We start from the raw sequence: 18,903 nt of genomic DNA on the forward strand, positions 1-18,903 counted from the left end.
AATGACACTGCTTAGCTTAGTCGGTGACTGCATAAAATTTCATCTGCGCCGTTTTATTGAGTCTCTGTTCTCATAGCTGAAATCATTATCCTTCAATTCAACATTCAGATTATAAATATTTAGCCTGTTTCGTGATAAGGCTAATGAATCATCATTTATTGTGCTTATAAATTGAAGAATTATCATTGGTGGCGTGATATTTACATCCTTTTTGGTATGACCAATTTACAAAGGGCTCGCTATTTTGTTATAGATTGGTTATTGTTTTTGATTGCTAAACGCGTCATTGAGCTATTTATTATTCGATCGAAGTCGCAAAAAATGCATAACTTGCGATCTAGTAGTGAATAAATATCCATTTCACGTTACTTTAGTTGCGTGGTTGTTAACTGGGTGACTGAGGTGCGGGCAACTTGGTTACAGCGATTTTTTCTAAGTAAATTCAGGGCTGGTGAGAGGAAGAGATGGAAACAATATCAGAGCAGTTAACCGATGCGCTGGGGATCATGATACTCGGCATGTCTTTGGTGTTTGTGTTTTTAGGAACATTGATTTTGGCAATGAAGCTCGTTGCCAAAAAATATGCGCCAGTACCCCAAGAGAAAGCAGCCGATAAACCTCGCCAACCGGCAGTAAGTAAACCCGCAGTGAGCCCTTTAATGGCAGCCGTTATCGCCTCTGCAATTCATCAACACCGTCAAAAAGCATAATAAGTAGGGAGTTTACCATGAGCAAGCCACTGGCTTTAACCGATGTCGTCTTAAGAGATGCTCACCAATCCATTCTCGCTACTCGGTTGCGTACCGAAGATATGTTACCCATCGCACCATTGCTCGATAAAGTTGGCTTTTGGTCGCTTGAATCATGGGGTGGCGCTACGTTCGATTCTTGCATTCGTTATCTTGGTGAAGATCCATGGGAACGTATTAGAGAGCTTAAAAAAGCCATGCCTAATACGCCTCAACAAATGCTGCTTAGAGGACAAAACCTTTTAGGCTACCGCCACTACGCTGATGATTTAGTTAACCGTTTTGTTGAACGTGCTCACACTAACGGTGTAGATGTATTCCGTATTTTCGATGCCATGAATGATGTGCGTAACCTTGAAACTGCGGTTAAGTCAGTCGTTGAGGTTGGCGCTCATGCCCAGGGGACTATCTCTTACACCACTAGCCCTGTGCACACGACGGACACCTGGATTGACATGGCTAAGCGCCTTGAAGATATGGGCTGTCACTCCTTGTGTATTAAAGATATGGCAGGGTTACTAAAACCATTCGATGCCTTTGACATGATTAGCCAAATCAAATCTCAAACAGATTTGACGGTTTCGCTACATTGCCATGCAACAACAGGCCTAAGCAGCGCCACATACCTAAAAGCGATTGAAGCGGGCATAGATGTCCTTGATACCGCCATTTCATCGATGAGCCAGACATACGGCCATAGCGCGACGGAAACGCTTGTTGCAATGGTTGAGGATACTGACAGGGCAACCGGTTATGATATGGCGTTATTGGAAGAGATAGCCGCTTACTTTAGAGTTGTACGCAAAAAATATGCAGCATTCGAAGGTGAGCTTAAGGGGATTGATTCACGCATTCTTCGCGCCCAAGTTCCTGGCGGTATGCTAACCAACATGGAAAGTCAGCTTAAAGAGCAGGGTGCCGCTGACAAATTGGATTTAGTGCTAGAAGAGATCCCGCGTGTTCGTGAAGACTTAGGTTTTCTACCTTTAGTTACACCAACTTCTCAAATTGTAGGCACCCAGTCGGTGATTAACATACTGACCGGAGAGCGTTATAAATCGCTTACTAAAGAGACTGAAGGCGTACTTAAGGGAGAGTATGGTGCAACCCCAGCCCCGGTGAATAGTGAATTACAGCGACGCGTTTTAGCGGGAGCCGAAGCAATCACTTGTCGTCCAGCAGACCTGCTTGAAGCTGAGCTAGACCGATTACGTTTAGAGTTAGCTGAAAAAGCCAACGCTGAGGCGATTAGCTTATCAACAGAGGTCGATGATGACGTATTAACCTACGCATTGTTCCCGCAAATTGGTCTTAAGTTTCTTAAGAACCGCAATAATCCTGACGCGTTTGAACCTAAGCCTGAAGTGGCTGCAAAAGCGCTTGAGCAAGCTAACAAAGCGGAGGCGGCAGCAGTAAGTAAGCAAGGGCCGGAAACTTATACTGTCACAGTGCAAGGACAGCGCTTTGTTGTTGAAGTGGCCGAAGGTGGTGACATTAGTGACATTACGCCAGCTGAAAATGTGGTTCCTTTTGCAGCCCCTACTGCAATTGCTGCGGTTGATACCTCGGTCGTTAAGCTAGAACAAAATGCACCGCTCTCAGGTAATATTTTTAAAGTGCATGTTTCTGCGGGTGACACAGTAAAAGAGGGCGATGTCGTTATTATTTTAGAAGCGATGAAGATGGAAACCGAAGTCAGGGCCGAGGCAGATGGAGTGATCTCTCAGGTTTGGGTTAAAGAGGGTGATTCGGTATCAGTTGGTAGTCAACTGTTAGCCTTAGCTTAGGAGTCGTCATGGAAGGATTAATTGCCTTTTGGTCTGAGTCCGGCATTGCCAATTTTACTCCAGGCCAACTGTTAATGATGGGTGTTGGTTGCCTATTACTGTTTCTGGCTATCGCAAAAGGTTTTGAGCCGTTGTTACTCTTACCCATAGGGTTTGGCGCTATTTTAGCTAACATTCCTAATGGTGGATTTACCGATGAAGGCGGTTTGCTCTACTTTGCTTATCATGTGGGTATTGAAACGGGGATCTTCCCACTGCTGATCTTTATGGGGGTGGGGGCATTAACTGATTTTGGAGCATTGATAGCTAACCCTAAAATGTTACTGCTTGGCGCGGCAGCGCAGTTTGGTATTTTTGCCACCTTGCTAGGGGCGATAGGCTTAAACCTAGTGCCAGGGTTTGAATTTTCAATGCAAGACGCCGCCGCAATTGCGATTATTGGGGGAGCGGACGGGCCTACAGCTATCTTCTTAGCCTCCAAACTGGCTCCTGATCTGCTTGGTGCTATTGCGGTTGCTGCATACTCCTATATGGCGTTAGTGCCGCTTATTCAACCGCCGATTATGAGGCTACTAACAACAGAGTCTGAGCGTAAGATCAAGATGGAACAGCTGCGTGAAGTGAGTAAGAAGGAAAAAATAATCTTCCCGCTCATGGTGTTGGGGTTAACCATTTTATTCCTTCCAGCTGCAACACCATTGGTCGGCATGTTTTGTTTAGGTAACTTAATGCGCGAGTCAGGTGTGGTAGATAGATTATCTAACACTGCGCAAAATGAGCTGATAAATATAGTCACCATTTTTCTAGGACTCGCAGTGGGCTCTAAATTATCTGCCGATCAGTTTCTGCAAATTGAAACTTTAGGCATTTTGGTGCTCGGTGCAGTTGCGTTTGGTATTGGTACAGCGACGGGCGTGTTAATGGCTAAGCTAATGAGCAAGCTGTCAGGTGGTAAGATTAATCCACTGTTAGGGGCTGCGGGTGTATCAGCAGTGCCTATGGCGGCGCGAGTGGTTAATAAAGTCGGTCTTGAAGCGAATAATCAGAACTTCTTGTTGATGCATGCTATGGGCCCCAATGTGGCTGGCGTGTTAGGCAGTGCGGTTGCCGCAGGTGTACTACTTGCCGTGCTTGGCTAACGATTTATGTAAAATAGCGAATAATTTAATTAATTAAATCAATCCTATACTTTTTGAGTATGGGATTTTTTTTATCTCAAGCAAATTAAATTGTGCAGTTGGCTATACTAAGGATCACTTAACCACAAATCACTAAGCCCCTGCAGTATCTTTCGCAATGGAGTGCGAATATATGAATAATCACTTCAATAGTATTATTCGCTCACTACAAATGGAATTAAAGTATGTAGCGATATTTAGTATCTTTGTCAATTTGTTGATGTTGGCATTACCCATTTATAGTTTGCAATTGTTTGGTCGTGTCATCGCAAGTTCCAGTTACCACACGCTTTTGAATCTAACCCTTATCGTTGTATTTCTTCTAGTCGTTCAGGCCTCTTTAGACTTTGTTCGAAATAAATTATTACAGCAAACTGGTCTCAAACTTGAAATGAAGTTGAGCTCACTCTTAGTGCATGAAGCGATTAAAGAATCAGCGCGGCAAGGAGTTATCAGTAAGCAAAGTTTGCTCGATGTTCGTGAAGTCAGAACCGTACTGCTTACCCCATCAACCACGGCAATATTTGATGCTCCATGGGTGATTATCTTTCTAATTGTGCTATTTGGCTTGCATCCACTACTGGGTATAACTGCAACATTAGGTGCAGTTGTGCTGTCGTTACTAGCCTTTGGTGTTAAAGCCGCCGCTAAGCCGCCACAAGATGCGGCGTCTAAAGCTGTTATTAAAAGTGGTATGCAGATCAATGATATTTTAAGACATGCAAGCTCATTACAAGCGATGGGGATGGCCGGTGATGTCGCGAGACATTGGCAAAAAGGCCATCAACAGTTACTGGGCTTGCAGTGGAGTGTGGCGGACAAAGTTAGCATGATGCTGGTATTGACTCGATTGACACGCACCTTACTGCAAGTTGCCATTATTGGTATCGGTGTTGGGCTTGTTTTGACGCAGCAACTGGGTACTGGTGAGATCATCGCTGCATCGATTATTCTCGGCCGCGCAATGGCACCCATAGAACAGGCTGTTGGCTGCTGGAAAAACTGGGAGTCTAGCTGGCAAGCATACCAACGCTTAAAAGTGGCGTTAAAGAGAGCGCCAGAGGAGAAAAAGACCTCTCTACCTGCACCCAAGGGGGAGTATTTACTTGAACGAGTAAGCTTTGCGGTAGACCGTCAGAACAAACCGATATTGACCAACATTAATTTTAGGCTGCAAGCAGGATTATCACTGGCCATTATCGGGCCAAGTGGCTCAGGTAAATCGACTTTAGCCAAACTTCTAATGGGAATTGTTGCGCCGACAAGCGGCAAGGTAAAGCTTGATGGAGCATGTCTAAACCAGTGGAATGGCGATGATCTCGGTCGTTATATTGGTTTCGTATCACAAGATGTAGAGTTACTTTCAGGCACTGTAGCCCAAAATATTTGCCGCTTCAGCGATGCGGAGCCTAAAGATATTGTTGCAGCTGCACACCTTGCCTGTGTACATGAACTCATTATCGCTCTGCCTCAAGGTTATGAGACGCAGCTTGGAGAGGCCGCTAGCCAAATAAGTGGTGGGCAAAAGCAACGGCTTGCGCTTGCTAGAGCCTTGTTTAGTAAACCTAAAGTACTCATTCTCGATGAACCCAATTCTAACCTCGATCCTGAAGGCGAAGTCGCGTTAGCGATAGTGCTCCAGCACTGTAAGGAGCAAGGGATCACCGTCATTATGATCAGCCATAGAGCCGGTTTTTTACGGCAAATGGACTGGGTTGTTTGTCTGCGTGATGGCTATATCGAAAAGGCAGGGCCTAAAGAAAAATTTATCTCAGATATACATGAGATAAGTGAGCGCACTGAAAACGCGGTGCAATCAATAGATAAACCTGCGGCAAATCAGTAAGGAAAAGATCATGGATGATGTTATTGAGTTTAATACCCGAAAAGTGATTGTGTTTGGTTTCTCGATCATCACTTTCGCGGTGGGCGGTTTTATTCTTTGGGCAAGCTTAACCAAGATTGATGCCGCAGCGATTGCACCAGGTAAGCTTGTGGCGGAGTCGCAACGAAAAAAAGTGCAACATCTACATGGCGGGCAAGTTAAGCAGATATTGGCTTTTGAAGGGCAGCATGTAGAAAAAGGACAAACACTTATTGAGTTAAGTGATGTGCAAGTGGAAGCCGACTTTCAACGAATACTATTAAAGACAGTACGAGCACAAGCGCAAATAGATAGGCTCACGCCATTACTCGCGGGTAAAGGGCTAGCGAGTCAATCTGGTCTAGTTTTTTCATCACTGGTTTTAGAGCATCAACAAAGAGATGAAGTAACACAAATAATGATAATGCAGCAGCTAATGTTTGAGCGACAAACGTCAGATTCTCACATGTTAAATCAACAGTTTCATTTCCAAAAAAATCAGTTGGAGCATAGCCTCAAAGGCGTTCAACTAAGGCTTAAAGCGACCCAGAAACAACTTAGTTTGGTGCAGGAAGAGGTGCAGATGAATGCCAGTTTGTTAGATGACGGCTTTGTCTCTAAATCGCGTCACTTGGCAATACAACGCAGTGAGTCAGGCGTTGAAGGACTATTAGCGCAGTTACGCGCAGAGGTTGATGTAACTACAGCAAGGTTGGGGGAGCTAAATCAAAGTCACGCTGCGGACAGTTCTAATCGAGAGTTGCATTGGGCGCAACAGCTTCAAGAGCAGCGGCAGATAAGGGATGAGGGTCTGCATAGACTCTCTGCTCAAACGGATAAAAAACAGCATGTCACCATCACTGCCCAGCACAGTGGAACGGTGGTAGCAATGGCGATTCACTCTATCGGTGCCGTTATTTCTCCAGGGCAAATATTGATGGAGCTAGTGCCTGAAACGGATGAGATGATTGTCGAAGCTTATGTACGCCCCGAAGATATTGATGTTGTTCACGCAGGTTTGCTTACTCAAGTGCGGCTCACAGCCTATGACAGCCGAGATGCAGTTCCGATGTCTGGCGAAGTGATACATGTATCCGCAGACCGTTTTTTTGCTTCTGCTGCAGGACAGCCAGAAGGTTATCTAGTCAAAGTTAAGCTCACCCCCGGTAATAGTAAGCAATCCAATATCAAGTTATATCCAGGTATGTCAGCCGATGTGTTCATTGTATTACAGCCTAGAACGTTACTTGAGTATTTGTTGTCGCCGTTAGGTAGCTCATTCGAGCTTGCCTTCAGAGAAAGTTAATCAGCATACATTGCATTTTTGAATAAGGAATACGGTTATGGATGGAATCAATGATGAGGAAGTTCTTGTCGGCAATGATGGTAATGATCATCTTGAAGGCACTGACGGTAATGACCATCTAGAAGGTGGTAAAGGTAACGACATTATTGGCGGCAAAGGGGGAGACGACTATTTAGTTGGCGGCGAAGGAGATGATGAGATATCCGGTGACGCAGGTGAAGATTTTATTTTGGGAGACCAAGCATTAGGGGAAGTACCTTTTGAGGAGGTGGTTGAAACGGAAGAAACGACTGCTTGGGGGGTAGAGCAGAACGTATTTTCCAGTAATGAAGGTTTAGCGCCGATAAGTGCCGACACCCCGACAACTCAAACAGTGAATGTAGGTAACTTTGTTGGTAGTGAAGGCAACAATTTTCAACTAAATGTCGCAGTGCCTGAAGATAGCCCTGTTTTAGCTGAAGGCGCTGAACTGACGGTTAATGTCTACGCTCCGGGAGAGAATGGCACTATGGTCATCGTTGCTTCCGGTACTGCTACCGAACTTGCTGACGGTACTATTCAGATAGATTTCGAACTGACAGAGGATCAGCTTGATGTATCTGGTGATATCGAGTTTCAGTTCGTGACTACAGGTGTTGACGCCGATGTTGACATTGATATTGATTCAATAGAGTTACTCGCACTTAATACATATGACGATACTCTAGAGGGCGGAATGGGTGACGACCATATCATGGGGCAGCAGGGCGAAGATGTGCTGTATGGCAATGAAGGTGACGACATCTTAGATGGCGGAATTAATAACGATGAGCTACACGGCGGTTTGGGTGATGACTTGTTGATGGGAGGTCAAGGGCAAGACGCTCTTATCGGGGGCGAGGGACAAGACGCACTCATGGGCGGCGATGGTGATGACCATTTAAGCGGTGGCAGTGGTGATGATTTCTTAATGGGTGAGCTTGGTGATGACGCACTTTATGGCGGCGATGGTGATGATCTGCTCTTAGGTGATGATGGCGATGACTTACTTGAGGGCAATGATGGACAAGATCAACTCATAGGAGGTAAGGGAGATGACAGCCTGAGTGGTGGTGCCGAGCATGACGTTTTGCAAGGGGATGAAGGTGACGATAGTTTAGTCGGAGGGGAGGGTAACGACACACTCATCGGAGGTAGTGGTAGTGATGAGCTACAAGGTGGTTCTGGAGACGACGTTTTACTTGCTGGCAGTGGTTCTGATCAATTGGTTGGAGGGGAAGGCAATGATCTCTTATTCGGCCAAACAGGTGATGACACCTTAACCGGGGGGGACGGTAATGATGAACTACATGCCGGAGAAGGAGATGATGTACTTTCCGGTGGCGATGGTGACGACGTACTTTATGGCTATAGCGGTTCCAATATACTCGATGCTGGTTCAGGAAATGACACGATATATGGTGGTAATGAGGAAGATATTATTCTCGCCGGTGAGGGGGATGATCTAGTTTATGCTGAATCTGGTAGTGACAATATCAGCGGCGGCTCTGGCAATGATGCTCTATATGGCGGTGATGGCGATAATGTCATCGATGGCGGTGAGGGGAATGATCAAATTTATGCCGGTATAGGCGATGACACTCTCATTGGTGGTGCTGGTGATGACCACATCTATTCAGGTTCTGGAGCCAATATCATCGATACTGGTGATGGCAATGATACAGTCTATTCGGGCGTCGATGCGGATAGTATCAATACTGGAGACGGTGATGATTTAGTCTTTTCTGATGACGGTAATGACACCGTCATTGCTGGGTTGGGTCATGACCGAATATATTCTGGAGCCGGAAACGATGACGTGCAGGGAGGCTTAGGTGATGACATTATTTATGCTGAAGATGGCGATGACTTAGTCTCTGGCGGTGATGGAAATGACATTCTTAACGGCGGTGATGGTAACGACACTATAGAAGGTGGCGCTGGCAACGATAAGCTGAGTGGAGGAGCGGGAGACGATATTTTAACCTCTGGGACTGGTGATAATGAGATCGATGGTGGTAGTGGTGACGACACTATTACTGCACAAGCTGGCGATGATGTATTAGTTGGTGGTGCGGGACACGACAGCATCATTGCTGGTGCCGGTAGCGATATTGTCGATGCTGGTGCTGGTAATGATGTGATAGCCGCTGGCGATGGCGATGATACCGTTTACGCTCAAGCTGGCGATGACACCATTGATGGCAGTACAGGTAATGACCTACTTCATGGTGGTAGTGGAGACGATTATTTAGACGGTGGAGAGGGCAACGATACTCTTTATGGTGGAGAGGGGAGTGATGTATTAATTGGTGGCGTAGGGGACGACACGCTTGATGGCAGTGAAGGAGATGACATCATTGAAGGGGGAGAAGGCGATGACACTCTTATCGGTGGCGCTGGAGCAGACCTTTTAACGGGTGGAGTGGGTTCTGATGTGCTAGTGGGGGATGATGGTGATGATGAATTATTGGGGCAGGCGGGTGATGATACTATTTTTGCTGGTGAAGGTAGTGACATAGTATTGGGCGGTGAAGGCGATGACATTCTGTTTGGTGGAGCTGGAGATGATGAGTTAACAGGTGGTGAAGGTTACGATGAGCTATATGGCGGCGCGGGTAACGATATCCTTCATGCCGAAAACGAAGCCGGTTTACTCGCTGGGGGCGATGGCAATGATTTACTGCTTGGAGCAAGCGCCAATGACGAGCTTCATGGTGACGGTGGTGACGATACAATATTAGGAGAGGAAGGTGATGATCTTATTTTTGCTGGTACTGGCGATGATACGGTAATTGCTGGTGATGGTAATGATACGGTATTTGCTGGTGATGGCATCGATAATATCGATACTGGTGATGGTAACGATATCGTCCTAGGCGAAGCCGGCGAAAATACCATAAACACAGGAGCGGGGGCAGATGAGGTTTATGGTGGCACAGGTAGTGATACCGTGAATTCTGGCACCGGTGACGATATTGTTTATGGTGGTGATGGGGATGACACATTATACGCTGAAGATGGTGATGACTTCATTGATGCGGGTAGTGGCAATGATACGGTCAGTGCTGGCATTGGAGCTGACTTAGTTTTTGGTGGCTCAGGTGACGATGTTATTGACGGTGAAGAAGGGGATGATTTGCTCTTCGGTGGCGATGGTGAGGATAATATTCATGGCAGTAGCGGTGAGGATCAGCTTCACGGTGAAGCAGGACAAGACAGCTTAAGTGGTGGCGAAGGCAACGACCAGCTATATGGCGGAGATGGTGCCGATATACTTGATGGTGGATCCGGTGATGATCTACTCTATGCTGATGATGGTGATGATACCGTTATAGGCGGTGTGGGTGATGACTTTGTTGATGCTGGTAGCGGCAATGATGTCGTTGATGGTGGTGAGGGGCAAGACATCATATTGGGTGGTCTAGGTAGCGATGTGATTAGCGGCGGCGCAGATGATGATAGATTATTTGCTGGTGCTGGCAATGACCATTTACTTGGCGGTGAAGGAGCTGACGAACTGCATGGTGAATTAGGTGATAACACGCTCGATGGCGGCGTTGGTGATGATGTTATCTATGGTGGTAGTGGTAATGACAGCTTAATCGGTGGCGAAGGCAATGATCATCTAGAGTCCAATCTTGGTAATAACCTTGTAGAAGGTGGCGTCGGTGAGGATACCATTATTACCGGCAGTGGCAACGATACTATCGATGGCGGAGATGATAACGACAGCATCGAAGCGGGCGCGGGAGATAACATTATCAGTGGCGGAACTGGTGATGACACTATCACCACGGGTGGCGGTAATGACGTTATTGCTGGCGATGATGGCAACGATACTATTCTTGCTGGAGAGGGCCATAATCAAGTTAGCGGCGGCGCTGGAAACGATAGCATTGTAGTCGGTAGTGGCAGTGATATCCTTTCTGGTGGTGATGGTAATGACAGCATCGATGCTGGCGATGGCGACAACCAGATCAGCGGTGATGGCGGTAACGACACCTTAGTAGCAGGTGCTGGCAGCGATGTTATCTCTGGAGGTGCAGGCAGCGATACCATAGACGCAGGTGATGGTGACAATACTGTGACTGGCGGCGATGGAGATGACTTTATTCTTGCAGGTTCCGGGCATGATAATCTATCAGGAGGTGGCGGTGACGACAGGATTGAGACTAGCTCGGGTAATAATACCCTAAGTGGTGGCGAAGGAGATGACGTGCTCATCGCAGGTGGAGGTGATGACGACCTTAGTGGTGGTGATGGCGCTGACAGTCTCAATGCTGGCGACGGCAATAACCAGCTATCAGGCGGCGAGGGCAATGATACGCTTACTTCGGGAGCGGGGGCTGATTTACTTGAAGGGGGCTTGGGCAATGACTCGCTTAGCTCAGGCAGTGGTAGCGATCAACTATTTGGTGGTGACGGCAACGATACATTAAGTGGTGGCTCGGGCGATGACATGCTCTTTGGCGAAGCGGGTAACGATAAGCTCATCGGTGGTGGTGGTAATGACCAACTATTTGGCGGCGAGGGTGATGATAAGCTCATCGGCAGTGGTGGTAGTGACCAGCTCTATGGCGATGTGGGTAATGATCAACTCAGTGGCGGAAGTGGTAACGATCTGCTCTTTGCTGGTGATGGTGATGACAAGCTTGATGGTGGTAGTGGCAATGATGAGCTATACGGCGGCAGTGGCGACGATAATCTGGCTGGTGGTAGTGGTGACGATATCTTATTTGGTGATAGTGGCAGTGATACATTAGATGGCGGTAGCGGTGCAGATCAAATGTTTGGCGGTGCCGGTGATGACACGATTGTTTTTGATAGAGGTGACTTTGCTAGTAACGCCGACGGCAGCATGAATAGCGATAGCTTTAGTTACGACGGTGGCGATGGGTTTGACGTACTGCAAATCTCTAGTGTTAATGACGAAATTATTGATATGGCAGGCGCTGGCATCCAAAACATGGAAGCCTTTATTGTCGACGATGGGGTCAGTGATATTCAGTTACTATTGTCACTGGATAAAATCTATCAGCAAAGTGATGGTGATGGCATTGTTGGTAACGATAACCATGATCCCTTTGAGAATAACTTCTTAGTCGTCGGCAGTGAAAATATTGACCTTACAGGCGATGGCAATTGGACTCAATCAGACAGTACTTTAAGTAGCCAAGATATGGACGCTGAACTTCGTGAAAAATATGAGGCTGAGGGCGTTGATATTGATGAACTACAAGGCTACATCTTTTCCAGTGATGAAGGCGATGTAGTGATCTGGAGTGACACAGATATTGGTGGTATTTCGTTAAATGATGAAGCATTAGGCTGATACGATAGCGCCTGATTGTCGAGTCAGGCACATCAATGGACTGGTGTTGCAGCCAGCTTACCAACTACGAATATTTTGACCTGCGGTAAGCCAAAGCAGAAAACCTAAAGCCATAATGATGGTTAAACTAATGCCGATTATATAGATAAACCCTTTTTTCCCCTGCTTTAGCGGCACACCGTTGTAGTTAAGAAATAGTGCCCATGCGAGAGACAATAGCAGTGGAAGAATAAACATCTTAGCCATACTTAACACCCTTGATATTAATCACTTAGCGATATGATTTTAAAGTATAAATGAAAAAGGCCGCAATTGCGGCCTTTTCATTAATGCTAATCTTACTAATTAGCAATAGGCGCGGTTTTAGTACTGTCTTCAGCATAAAACTGCTGTTGATCCAGCTGACCTTCGGATTTGCCGATTACAACGGCGGTCATCATATCACCGGTAACATTGGTCGCAGTACGGATCATATCGATGATACGATCAATCGCAGCAATAAATGCAATACCTTCAAGTGGCAGGCCTACGACACCTAAGGTGACGGTAAGCATGACCATTGCACTGCCAGGTACGCCGGCTGTGCCTACTGACGCCACTGTCGCGGTCACCGCTATCAGCATGTAATCAGTCATATCAAGAGGGATACCATAAATTTGCGCAATAAAAATTGCGGCAATCGCGGGATAGATCCCACCACAACCATCCATGTTCATGGTTGCACCGAGTGGCAGTACAAATGAGCTATAACGTTTTGATACGCCCATTGATTCGGCACTACGAGTACTTGCTGGCAGAGTGCCGAAACTTGAAGCCGTGGTAAATGCCACTAACTGTGCCGGTATTGCTTTCCTGAAAAATTGCAGTGGGCTTAATTTAGCTGCGAATTTTACCAGTCCACCATAGACAAAAATAATATGGATTAGCGCTGCTAGATAGATAGCACCAATGAACTTTCCAAGGGGTAACAGCATCGATAAACCATACTCGCCGACCACCCATGCCATTAAACCAAACACGCCAATTGGTGTTAGTTGTAATACCATACGAGTCAACTGGAACATGACTTCGGCGCCCGCTTCAATAGTTCTTTTTAAGGGTGCTGCTTTTTCGCCGACTTTATTGATTGCGATGCCAATGAGTGCTGCAAATACGATTATTTGAAGTACTTTACCTTCTGCTAGAGAGGCAAATGGATTAACCGGTACCATGTTCAGTAGTACCTGCGCAAAACCTGGTACATGACGCTCGTTAACTTCGGTGGCAACAAGTTCCATTGAGCCGCCCATATCAATCAGCGAGCCAACGGTTAAGCCGATAAGGGAGGCAATAGTACCGGTAAACATAAACATGCCTAACGTCTTAAAACTTAACCTTTTCAGATTCGCCTCTGAGCCTAGAGAAGTAATGCTCACAACGATGGCGCAGAAAATAAGCGGTGCGACCAGCATTTTAATTGCGCTGATAAAGAGGTCACCTAAAGGCTTTAATACTGTCGCCGACTCACCAAAAATGACACCAACCGTGGCACCAAGTATAAAGGCAGCTAATACCTTCTGCCAAAAAGGGATGTTTTTAATTACTTGCCACATTATCAATATTCCAAATATATTATTGTTATTTCATTTGTAATAAGCGACTAAGATGTCACTTAATTTTTTGCAGTTGTCTGCTCGGAAACTAACACTTCAATGCTGTGAAGGTTTACATTTAGTTACCCTATCGTCGGCATTCTATAGATAGATCACCTTGCATCACAAACCGATTTAGTTATAACTTATTGTCATATAAAAGTTTGTTTTAATTATATTAACAGTTAACGTTTGGCTAACATAGCAGTAATAGACTAACTAAAGTCTAAAAAACACAATAGATTCAAAGTTAGAGTGAGATCGGCTGTTCGATTATGATTAGGTGTTAGCAATATTTTGTTAGGAAAAAGCGTAATTTTTTTTACGTAGTAGGTGTGTTTAACTGATTATGACTTGCTGGTTGTTTCGAGCCGAGTAGGTAATACTAGTGCCAAGCATAGCTTACGGATCAGATGTAAAACTATATCGCATTCAGGCGAAGGAGATAACAATTGAAGAAATGGATGTTAGCCGCTGCAGTTAGCGCAGCGTTATTTGGATGTGCCGGTCAACAACAGGCTGAAACAACGTTACCCGCAGGAGTGACTTTACTTGAGTCGGTAAGCTTTTCTGGACAGGATGTTGGTATTCCCTATCGTAAATATCAATTAGCCAATGGCTTAACGGTTATCTTGCATGAAGACCATTCTGATCCGTTAGTACATGTTGATGTGACTTATCATGTCGGTTCAGGGCGTGAACTCGTCGGGCGTTCGGGCTTTGCGCACTTGTTTGAGCACATGATGTTCCAAGGTTCACAGCATGTTGCCGACGAACAGCATTTCAAAATGGTCACTGAAGCTGGTGGTAACCTTAATGGTACAACCAATACCGATAGAACCAATTATTTTGAAACTGTGCCCAATAATCAGTTAGAGAAAATGCTGTGGTTAGAATCAGACCGCATGGGCTTTTTCCTACCCGCCTTAACAGAAGAAAAATTTGAAGTGCAACGTGAGACGGTTAAAAACGAGCGTGCTCAACGTATCGATAACCGCCCTTATGGTCGAATGGGTGAGCGCTTTGATCAAGCATTTTATCCTCAGGGTCACCCTTACTCATGGCCTGTAATCGGTTGGCCAGAAGACTTAGACCGTGCCGATGTTGAAGATGTTAAGCACTTTTTCCAGCGTTGGTATGGGCCTAATAACGCCACATTAACGATTGGTGGCGACTTTGACGAGATCCAGACTCTAGCTTGGGTTAACAAGTATTTTGGTGAAATCCCTACGGGTCCTGAAGTTAAAGCACCGCAAAAAGAGTTAGTGACTCTGGATGAGACTCGTTACCTGTCGATGGAAGACAGAGTGCATCTGCCCTTGATTAAAATGGCAATGCCAACGGTTTATGCTCGCCACGAAGATGAGCCGGCGTTGGACCTACTATCTAATATTTTAGGTGGTGGTAAAACTTCCATTTTTTATAAAAATCTAGTTAAAGACGGCTATGCCGTTCAAGCTGGTGTGAGTCATCCATGCCAGGAGTTGGCTTGTCAGTTTTCAATGTACGCATTAGCAAATCCAGCCCAAGGTGGCTCGCTCGCAGATTTAGAAAAGATCATGCGCGACTCGGTAACCGAGTTCGAGCAACGCGGTGTAACCGATGATGATCTAGAAAAAGTGAAAGTAAACTTTGAAGCAGGAACTATTTTTGGCCTGCAAAGCGTGCAAGTAAAAGTCTCTAGTCTTGCATTTAACGAAACGTTTTCCGGCAACCCCAACATGATAGGGTCTGACTTGGCACGTTATGCCAACGTCACTAAAGAGGATGTTATGCGAGTCTTTAATAAATATATTAAAGATAAGCCTATGGTAGTGATGAGTGTTGTGCCTCAGGGGCAAAAACAGCTTATTGCTAAAGCTGATAATTTTGTCGCGCCAATAGCAAAGGTAGCTGCAGTCGCTGTTCAAGAGCTGCAGGTAAAACCACAAATTAGCTCAGCGTTTGATCGTAATATAGTGCCGCCAGTAGGTGCCGCACCAGAGTTGAAGGTACCTACGCTATGGCAGGGGAAATTGGCTAATAGTATTGAAGTAATAGGTACTGAAACTAACGAAACACCTACCGTGGAAGTGGTAGTTTATCTCAATGGTGGCCATCGTATACTTGATGTTGAGCAAGCCGGTCTGGCATCTATAACGGCGTCAATGATGAATGAGTCAAGCCTCAAGCGTAGTTCTGAGGAACTAACCCAAGCGTTAGAGATGCTCGGCAGTAATATCAGTTTTGGTGCTAGTGGCTATCAAAGTCGATTGCAGGTTTCATCGTTAACAGAAAATCTTGATGCGACAATGAAAATTGTACAAGAGAAACTGTTTGAACCCGCATTCAATCAAGCTGATTTTGACCGCGTCAAGCAACAGATTTTACAGAACCTGCAACGACAGCTGACTGAGCCAAACTATTTGGCTTCGCGAGCATTTGGTACATTGCTATACGGTGATAAGAGCCCGTTTGGGGTTAGCAGTGGTGGTTCAATTGCGTCAGTAACAGCAATTACCTTAGATGATGTTAAAGCCTTCTATAAGCGTCAATATACAGCGGGTAATGCACAAATAGTGGCGGTCGGTAATCTAAACGAAGCGCAAATGCTGTCCAAGCTTAGTGGCTTGAACAGTTGGGCTGGGGCTAAAACACCACTTCCTCAACTGGCAGCGCTTCCTGAGTTTTCAGGCGGGAAAATCTACATTGTCGATAAGCCAGAAGCGGCGCAGTCAGTCATAAAGATTGGTAAACGTGCACTGCCTTACGATGCAACGGGAACTTTTTTCAAGTCATACTTGATGAACTACCCGCTGGGAGGGGCATTTAATAGCCGTATCAACCTCAATCTTCGCGAAGACAAGGGATACACTTACGGCGCCAGAAGCTTCTTTTCTGGAGGACCTGAGCAAGGTCTTTATCAGGCAACGGCCAGCGTACGTAGCGATGTGACAACTGCAGCCTTAGTGGAATTTATTAAAGAGATTAATGGATTTCAAGCGACGGGGATGACCGAGGATGAGCTTGCCTTTATGCAAAACTCTATCTCACAATCTAAGGCACTAAAATACGAAACACCTTACCAGAAAGCCGGTTTGATGCGTAATATCCAACGTTATAATTTGGATGATAATTACAACGAGCAGCAAACTGAAATCACGAATAACGTCACACTCGATGAGTTGAATTCATTGGCCCAAAGCCAGTTGAAAATTGACGATATGCTAATCCTAATTGTCGGTGACCGAGCTAAGATAGAGTCTGAATTATCAACACTTGGTTATCCAATTGAGGTTTTACAGTTGTAAAGCAAGCGGGGAGACCCTATATAGATGATGTAGTCCCAGATGATGGGATTACCTCATCTATAATTGTCATGACAGTGGCATAAAGGCTATTTTTGCTATGACTTGAAAGTTTAGTCAGCGAAAGCAGGTCTGACTGTCATGAGCTTTGGGTTAAAGTCACGTACTAGAGAATAATATATTGAAATCATTCAATGAATTAGTAGGGGACTTGTCGGATCCGACAAGTCGTCAAGCGCTAAGGTCAATGCAGCGAGGCATTGAACGTGAGGCGCTTAGAATTGAAAAGACAGCTCACTTAGCAATGGATAGTCATCCTGAAGCGTTAGGCTCAGCCTTGATGCATTCGCGGATCACCACAGATTATAGTGAGTCCCTGCTTGAGTTTATTACTCCTGTTTTTGAAAACATTGATGAACTCGTTGAAGATTTAACCTATACGCACGCATATAGCGTGCAAAATTTGAACGGTCAGCAGTTGTGGCCAGTCAGTATGCCTTGTTATGTGGGTGATGTTGCCGACATCCCAATTGCCGATTATGGCAGTTCAAATAATGGCAAAATGAAACGCTTATATCGTAAAGGGTTAACCTATCGATATGGTGCGCAAATGCAGATTATCTCCGGTGTGCATTTTAATTTTTCAGTGTCAGATGATCTTTGGTCGCGGCTTTACGAATTATCAGATAAAGCGCTAAACAAAGAATCCTTTATCTCAGAATCTTACTTTGGCCTTATTCGTAATTATCGACGCCTGGTTTGGGTCTTACCCTATCTATTTGGTGCTTCACCAGCATTATGTGGATCGTTTATTAAAGACCAAGAGACGACGCTACCTTTTGAAAAAATCGGCAAGGGCACGCTTTACTTACCCTACGCCACGTCGCTACGGATGAGTGATTTAGGCTATACCAATCAAGAGCAAGACAATCTCGACATTAGCTATAACAATCTATCTTCTTATCTTGATGGCATGAATGCCGCTATCAATATGCCATCGGCGAACTTTGCTAAGATCGGCGTTAAAGTGGATGGCGAGTATCGTCAATTAAACGCAAACGTTCTACAGATTGAAAATGAATTTTATTCCCCTATTCGTGCTAAACGCGTTGCTAAGGGTAATGAGAAACCTTCTGAATCATTAGCGCGGGCAGGGGTTGAATATATTGAAGTTAGAGCGCTTGATGTTAACCCTTATAGTGCAGTTGGTATCGAAAAGTCACAAATTCGATTCTTAGATATGTTCCTGCTTAATTGTTTATTGCAGCCATCAGCTAGCAGTGATCAAACGGAAGAAGCCGAAATCGCGGCAAACTTACAAGCAGTTGTCCTCGAGGGGCGTAAGCCTGGCTTAAAACTGAGCCAAAATGGCACAGACATAACGCTTTCACAGTGGCTTGATACGCTGTTTGACAGTCTAGCTGCAATCGCTGAACTGCTTGATGAAGGTGATGATGGCGAATACCAACAGGCGCTAGTATATTGGCATAGAGCGGTCGTTAACCCTGGTGAGACTTTATCGGGCCGGATTATGAGTAAACTTACAGAGGAGCAAGTGGATCACAGTCAATGGGTGAAGCAGCTTGCACAGCAATATTATCAGGAGCTTAATGGCTTCCCTATTAGTGACTCTGTGCTTGCACGCTATAAGCTAGATGCTAAAACGTCCTTAGAAAAACAAGCGGCGACGGAAGCGATAGACGAAATTAACTTTGATCAGTTTCTTAGCGATTACTTTGAGCATTAAT

Annotated in this window: 10 protein-coding genes; 8 read left to right on the forward strand and 2 right to left on the reverse strand. The window is 45.4% G+C overall.

Annotated elements, in window-relative coordinates:
- Nucleotides 1-464: 464 nt before the first annotated feature.
- The 6 genes from JK628_RS07210 to JK628_RS23270 all read left to right on the forward strand — a co-directional run bounded on the left by JK628_RS07210 (nt 465) and on the right by JK628_RS23270 (nt 12,237).
- Nucleotides 465-710 (forward strand): OadG family protein, encoded by a 246-nt coding sequence (locus JK628_RS07210; RefSeq protein ID WP_202288839.1) that lies wholly within the window; start codon nt 465-467, stop codon nt 708-710.
- A gap of 17 nt (nt 711-727) precedes the next feature.
- A complete protein-coding gene (gene oadA, locus JK628_RS07215; protein WP_202288840.1) occupies nt 728-2,536 on the forward strand; it encodes a sodium-extruding oxaloacetate decarboxylase subunit alpha in 1,809 nt (602 codons plus the stop codon).
- Between the two features lie 8 nt (nt 2,537-2,544).
- A complete protein-coding gene (locus tag JK628_RS07220) occupies nt 2,545-3,675 on the forward strand; it encodes a sodium ion-translocating decarboxylase subunit beta (protein ID WP_202288842.1) in 1,131 nt (376 codons plus the stop codon).
- Nucleotides 3,676-3,847: 172 nt separating this feature from the next.
- Complete coding sequence (locus JK628_RS07225) at nt 3,848-5,560, forward strand: type I secretion system permease/ATPase (RefSeq protein ID WP_202288843.1); 1,713 nt, start codon at nt 3,848-3,850, stop codon at nt 5,558-5,560.
- A gap of 10 nt (nt 5,561-5,570) precedes the next feature.
- On the forward strand, nt 5,571-6,884 hold the full coding sequence (locus JK628_RS07230; protein WP_202288845.1) for an HlyD family type I secretion periplasmic adaptor subunit: 1,314 nt from the start codon (nt 5,571-5,573) through the stop codon (nt 6,882-6,884).
- 37 nt (nt 6,885-6,921) lie between these two features.
- Complete coding sequence (locus tag JK628_RS23270; protein ID WP_272931648.1) at nt 6,922-12,237, forward strand: calcium-binding protein; 5,316 nt, start codon at nt 6,922-6,924, stop codon at nt 12,235-12,237.
- Between the two features lie 57 nt (nt 12,238-12,294).
- Here JK628_RS23270 and JK628_RS07300 read toward each other — a convergent pair whose 3' ends face one another.
- Nucleotides 12,295-12,483 (reverse strand): hypothetical protein, encoded by a 189-nt coding sequence (locus tag JK628_RS07300; protein ID WP_202288847.1) that lies wholly within the window; start codon nt 12,481-12,483, stop codon nt 12,295-12,297.
- Nucleotides 12,484-12,578: 95 nt separating this feature from the next.
- Complete coding sequence (locus tag JK628_RS07305; protein WP_443019991.1) at nt 12,579-13,829, reverse strand: dicarboxylate/amino acid:cation symporter; 1,251 nt, start codon at nt 13,827-13,829, stop codon at nt 12,579-12,581.
- Between the two features lie 491 nt (nt 13,830-14,320).
- Between JK628_RS07305 and JK628_RS07310 the strand changes: the two genes are divergently transcribed.
- Together JK628_RS07310 and gshA are read left to right on the forward strand one after the other, a co-directional pair.
- Nucleotides 14,321-17,158, forward strand: coding sequence for a M16 family metallopeptidase (locus tag JK628_RS07310; protein WP_202288849.1), 2,838 nt, complete (start codon nt 14,321-14,323; stop codon nt 17,156-17,158).
- A 178-nt stretch (nt 17,159-17,336) separates the two neighbouring features.
- Nucleotides 17,337-18,902 carry a glutamate--cysteine ligase gene (gshA, locus tag JK628_RS07315; protein WP_202288850.1) on the forward strand — a complete coding sequence of 522 codons (1,566 nt, stop codon included), beginning with the start codon at nt 17,337-17,339 and terminating at the stop codon, nt 18,900-18,902.
- Nucleotide 18,903: the final 1 nt, after the last annotated feature.

This window comes from Shewanella sp. KX20019 (assembly GCF_016757755.1).
Lineage (GTDB): Bacteria > Pseudomonadota > Gammaproteobacteria > Enterobacterales > Shewanellaceae > Shewanella.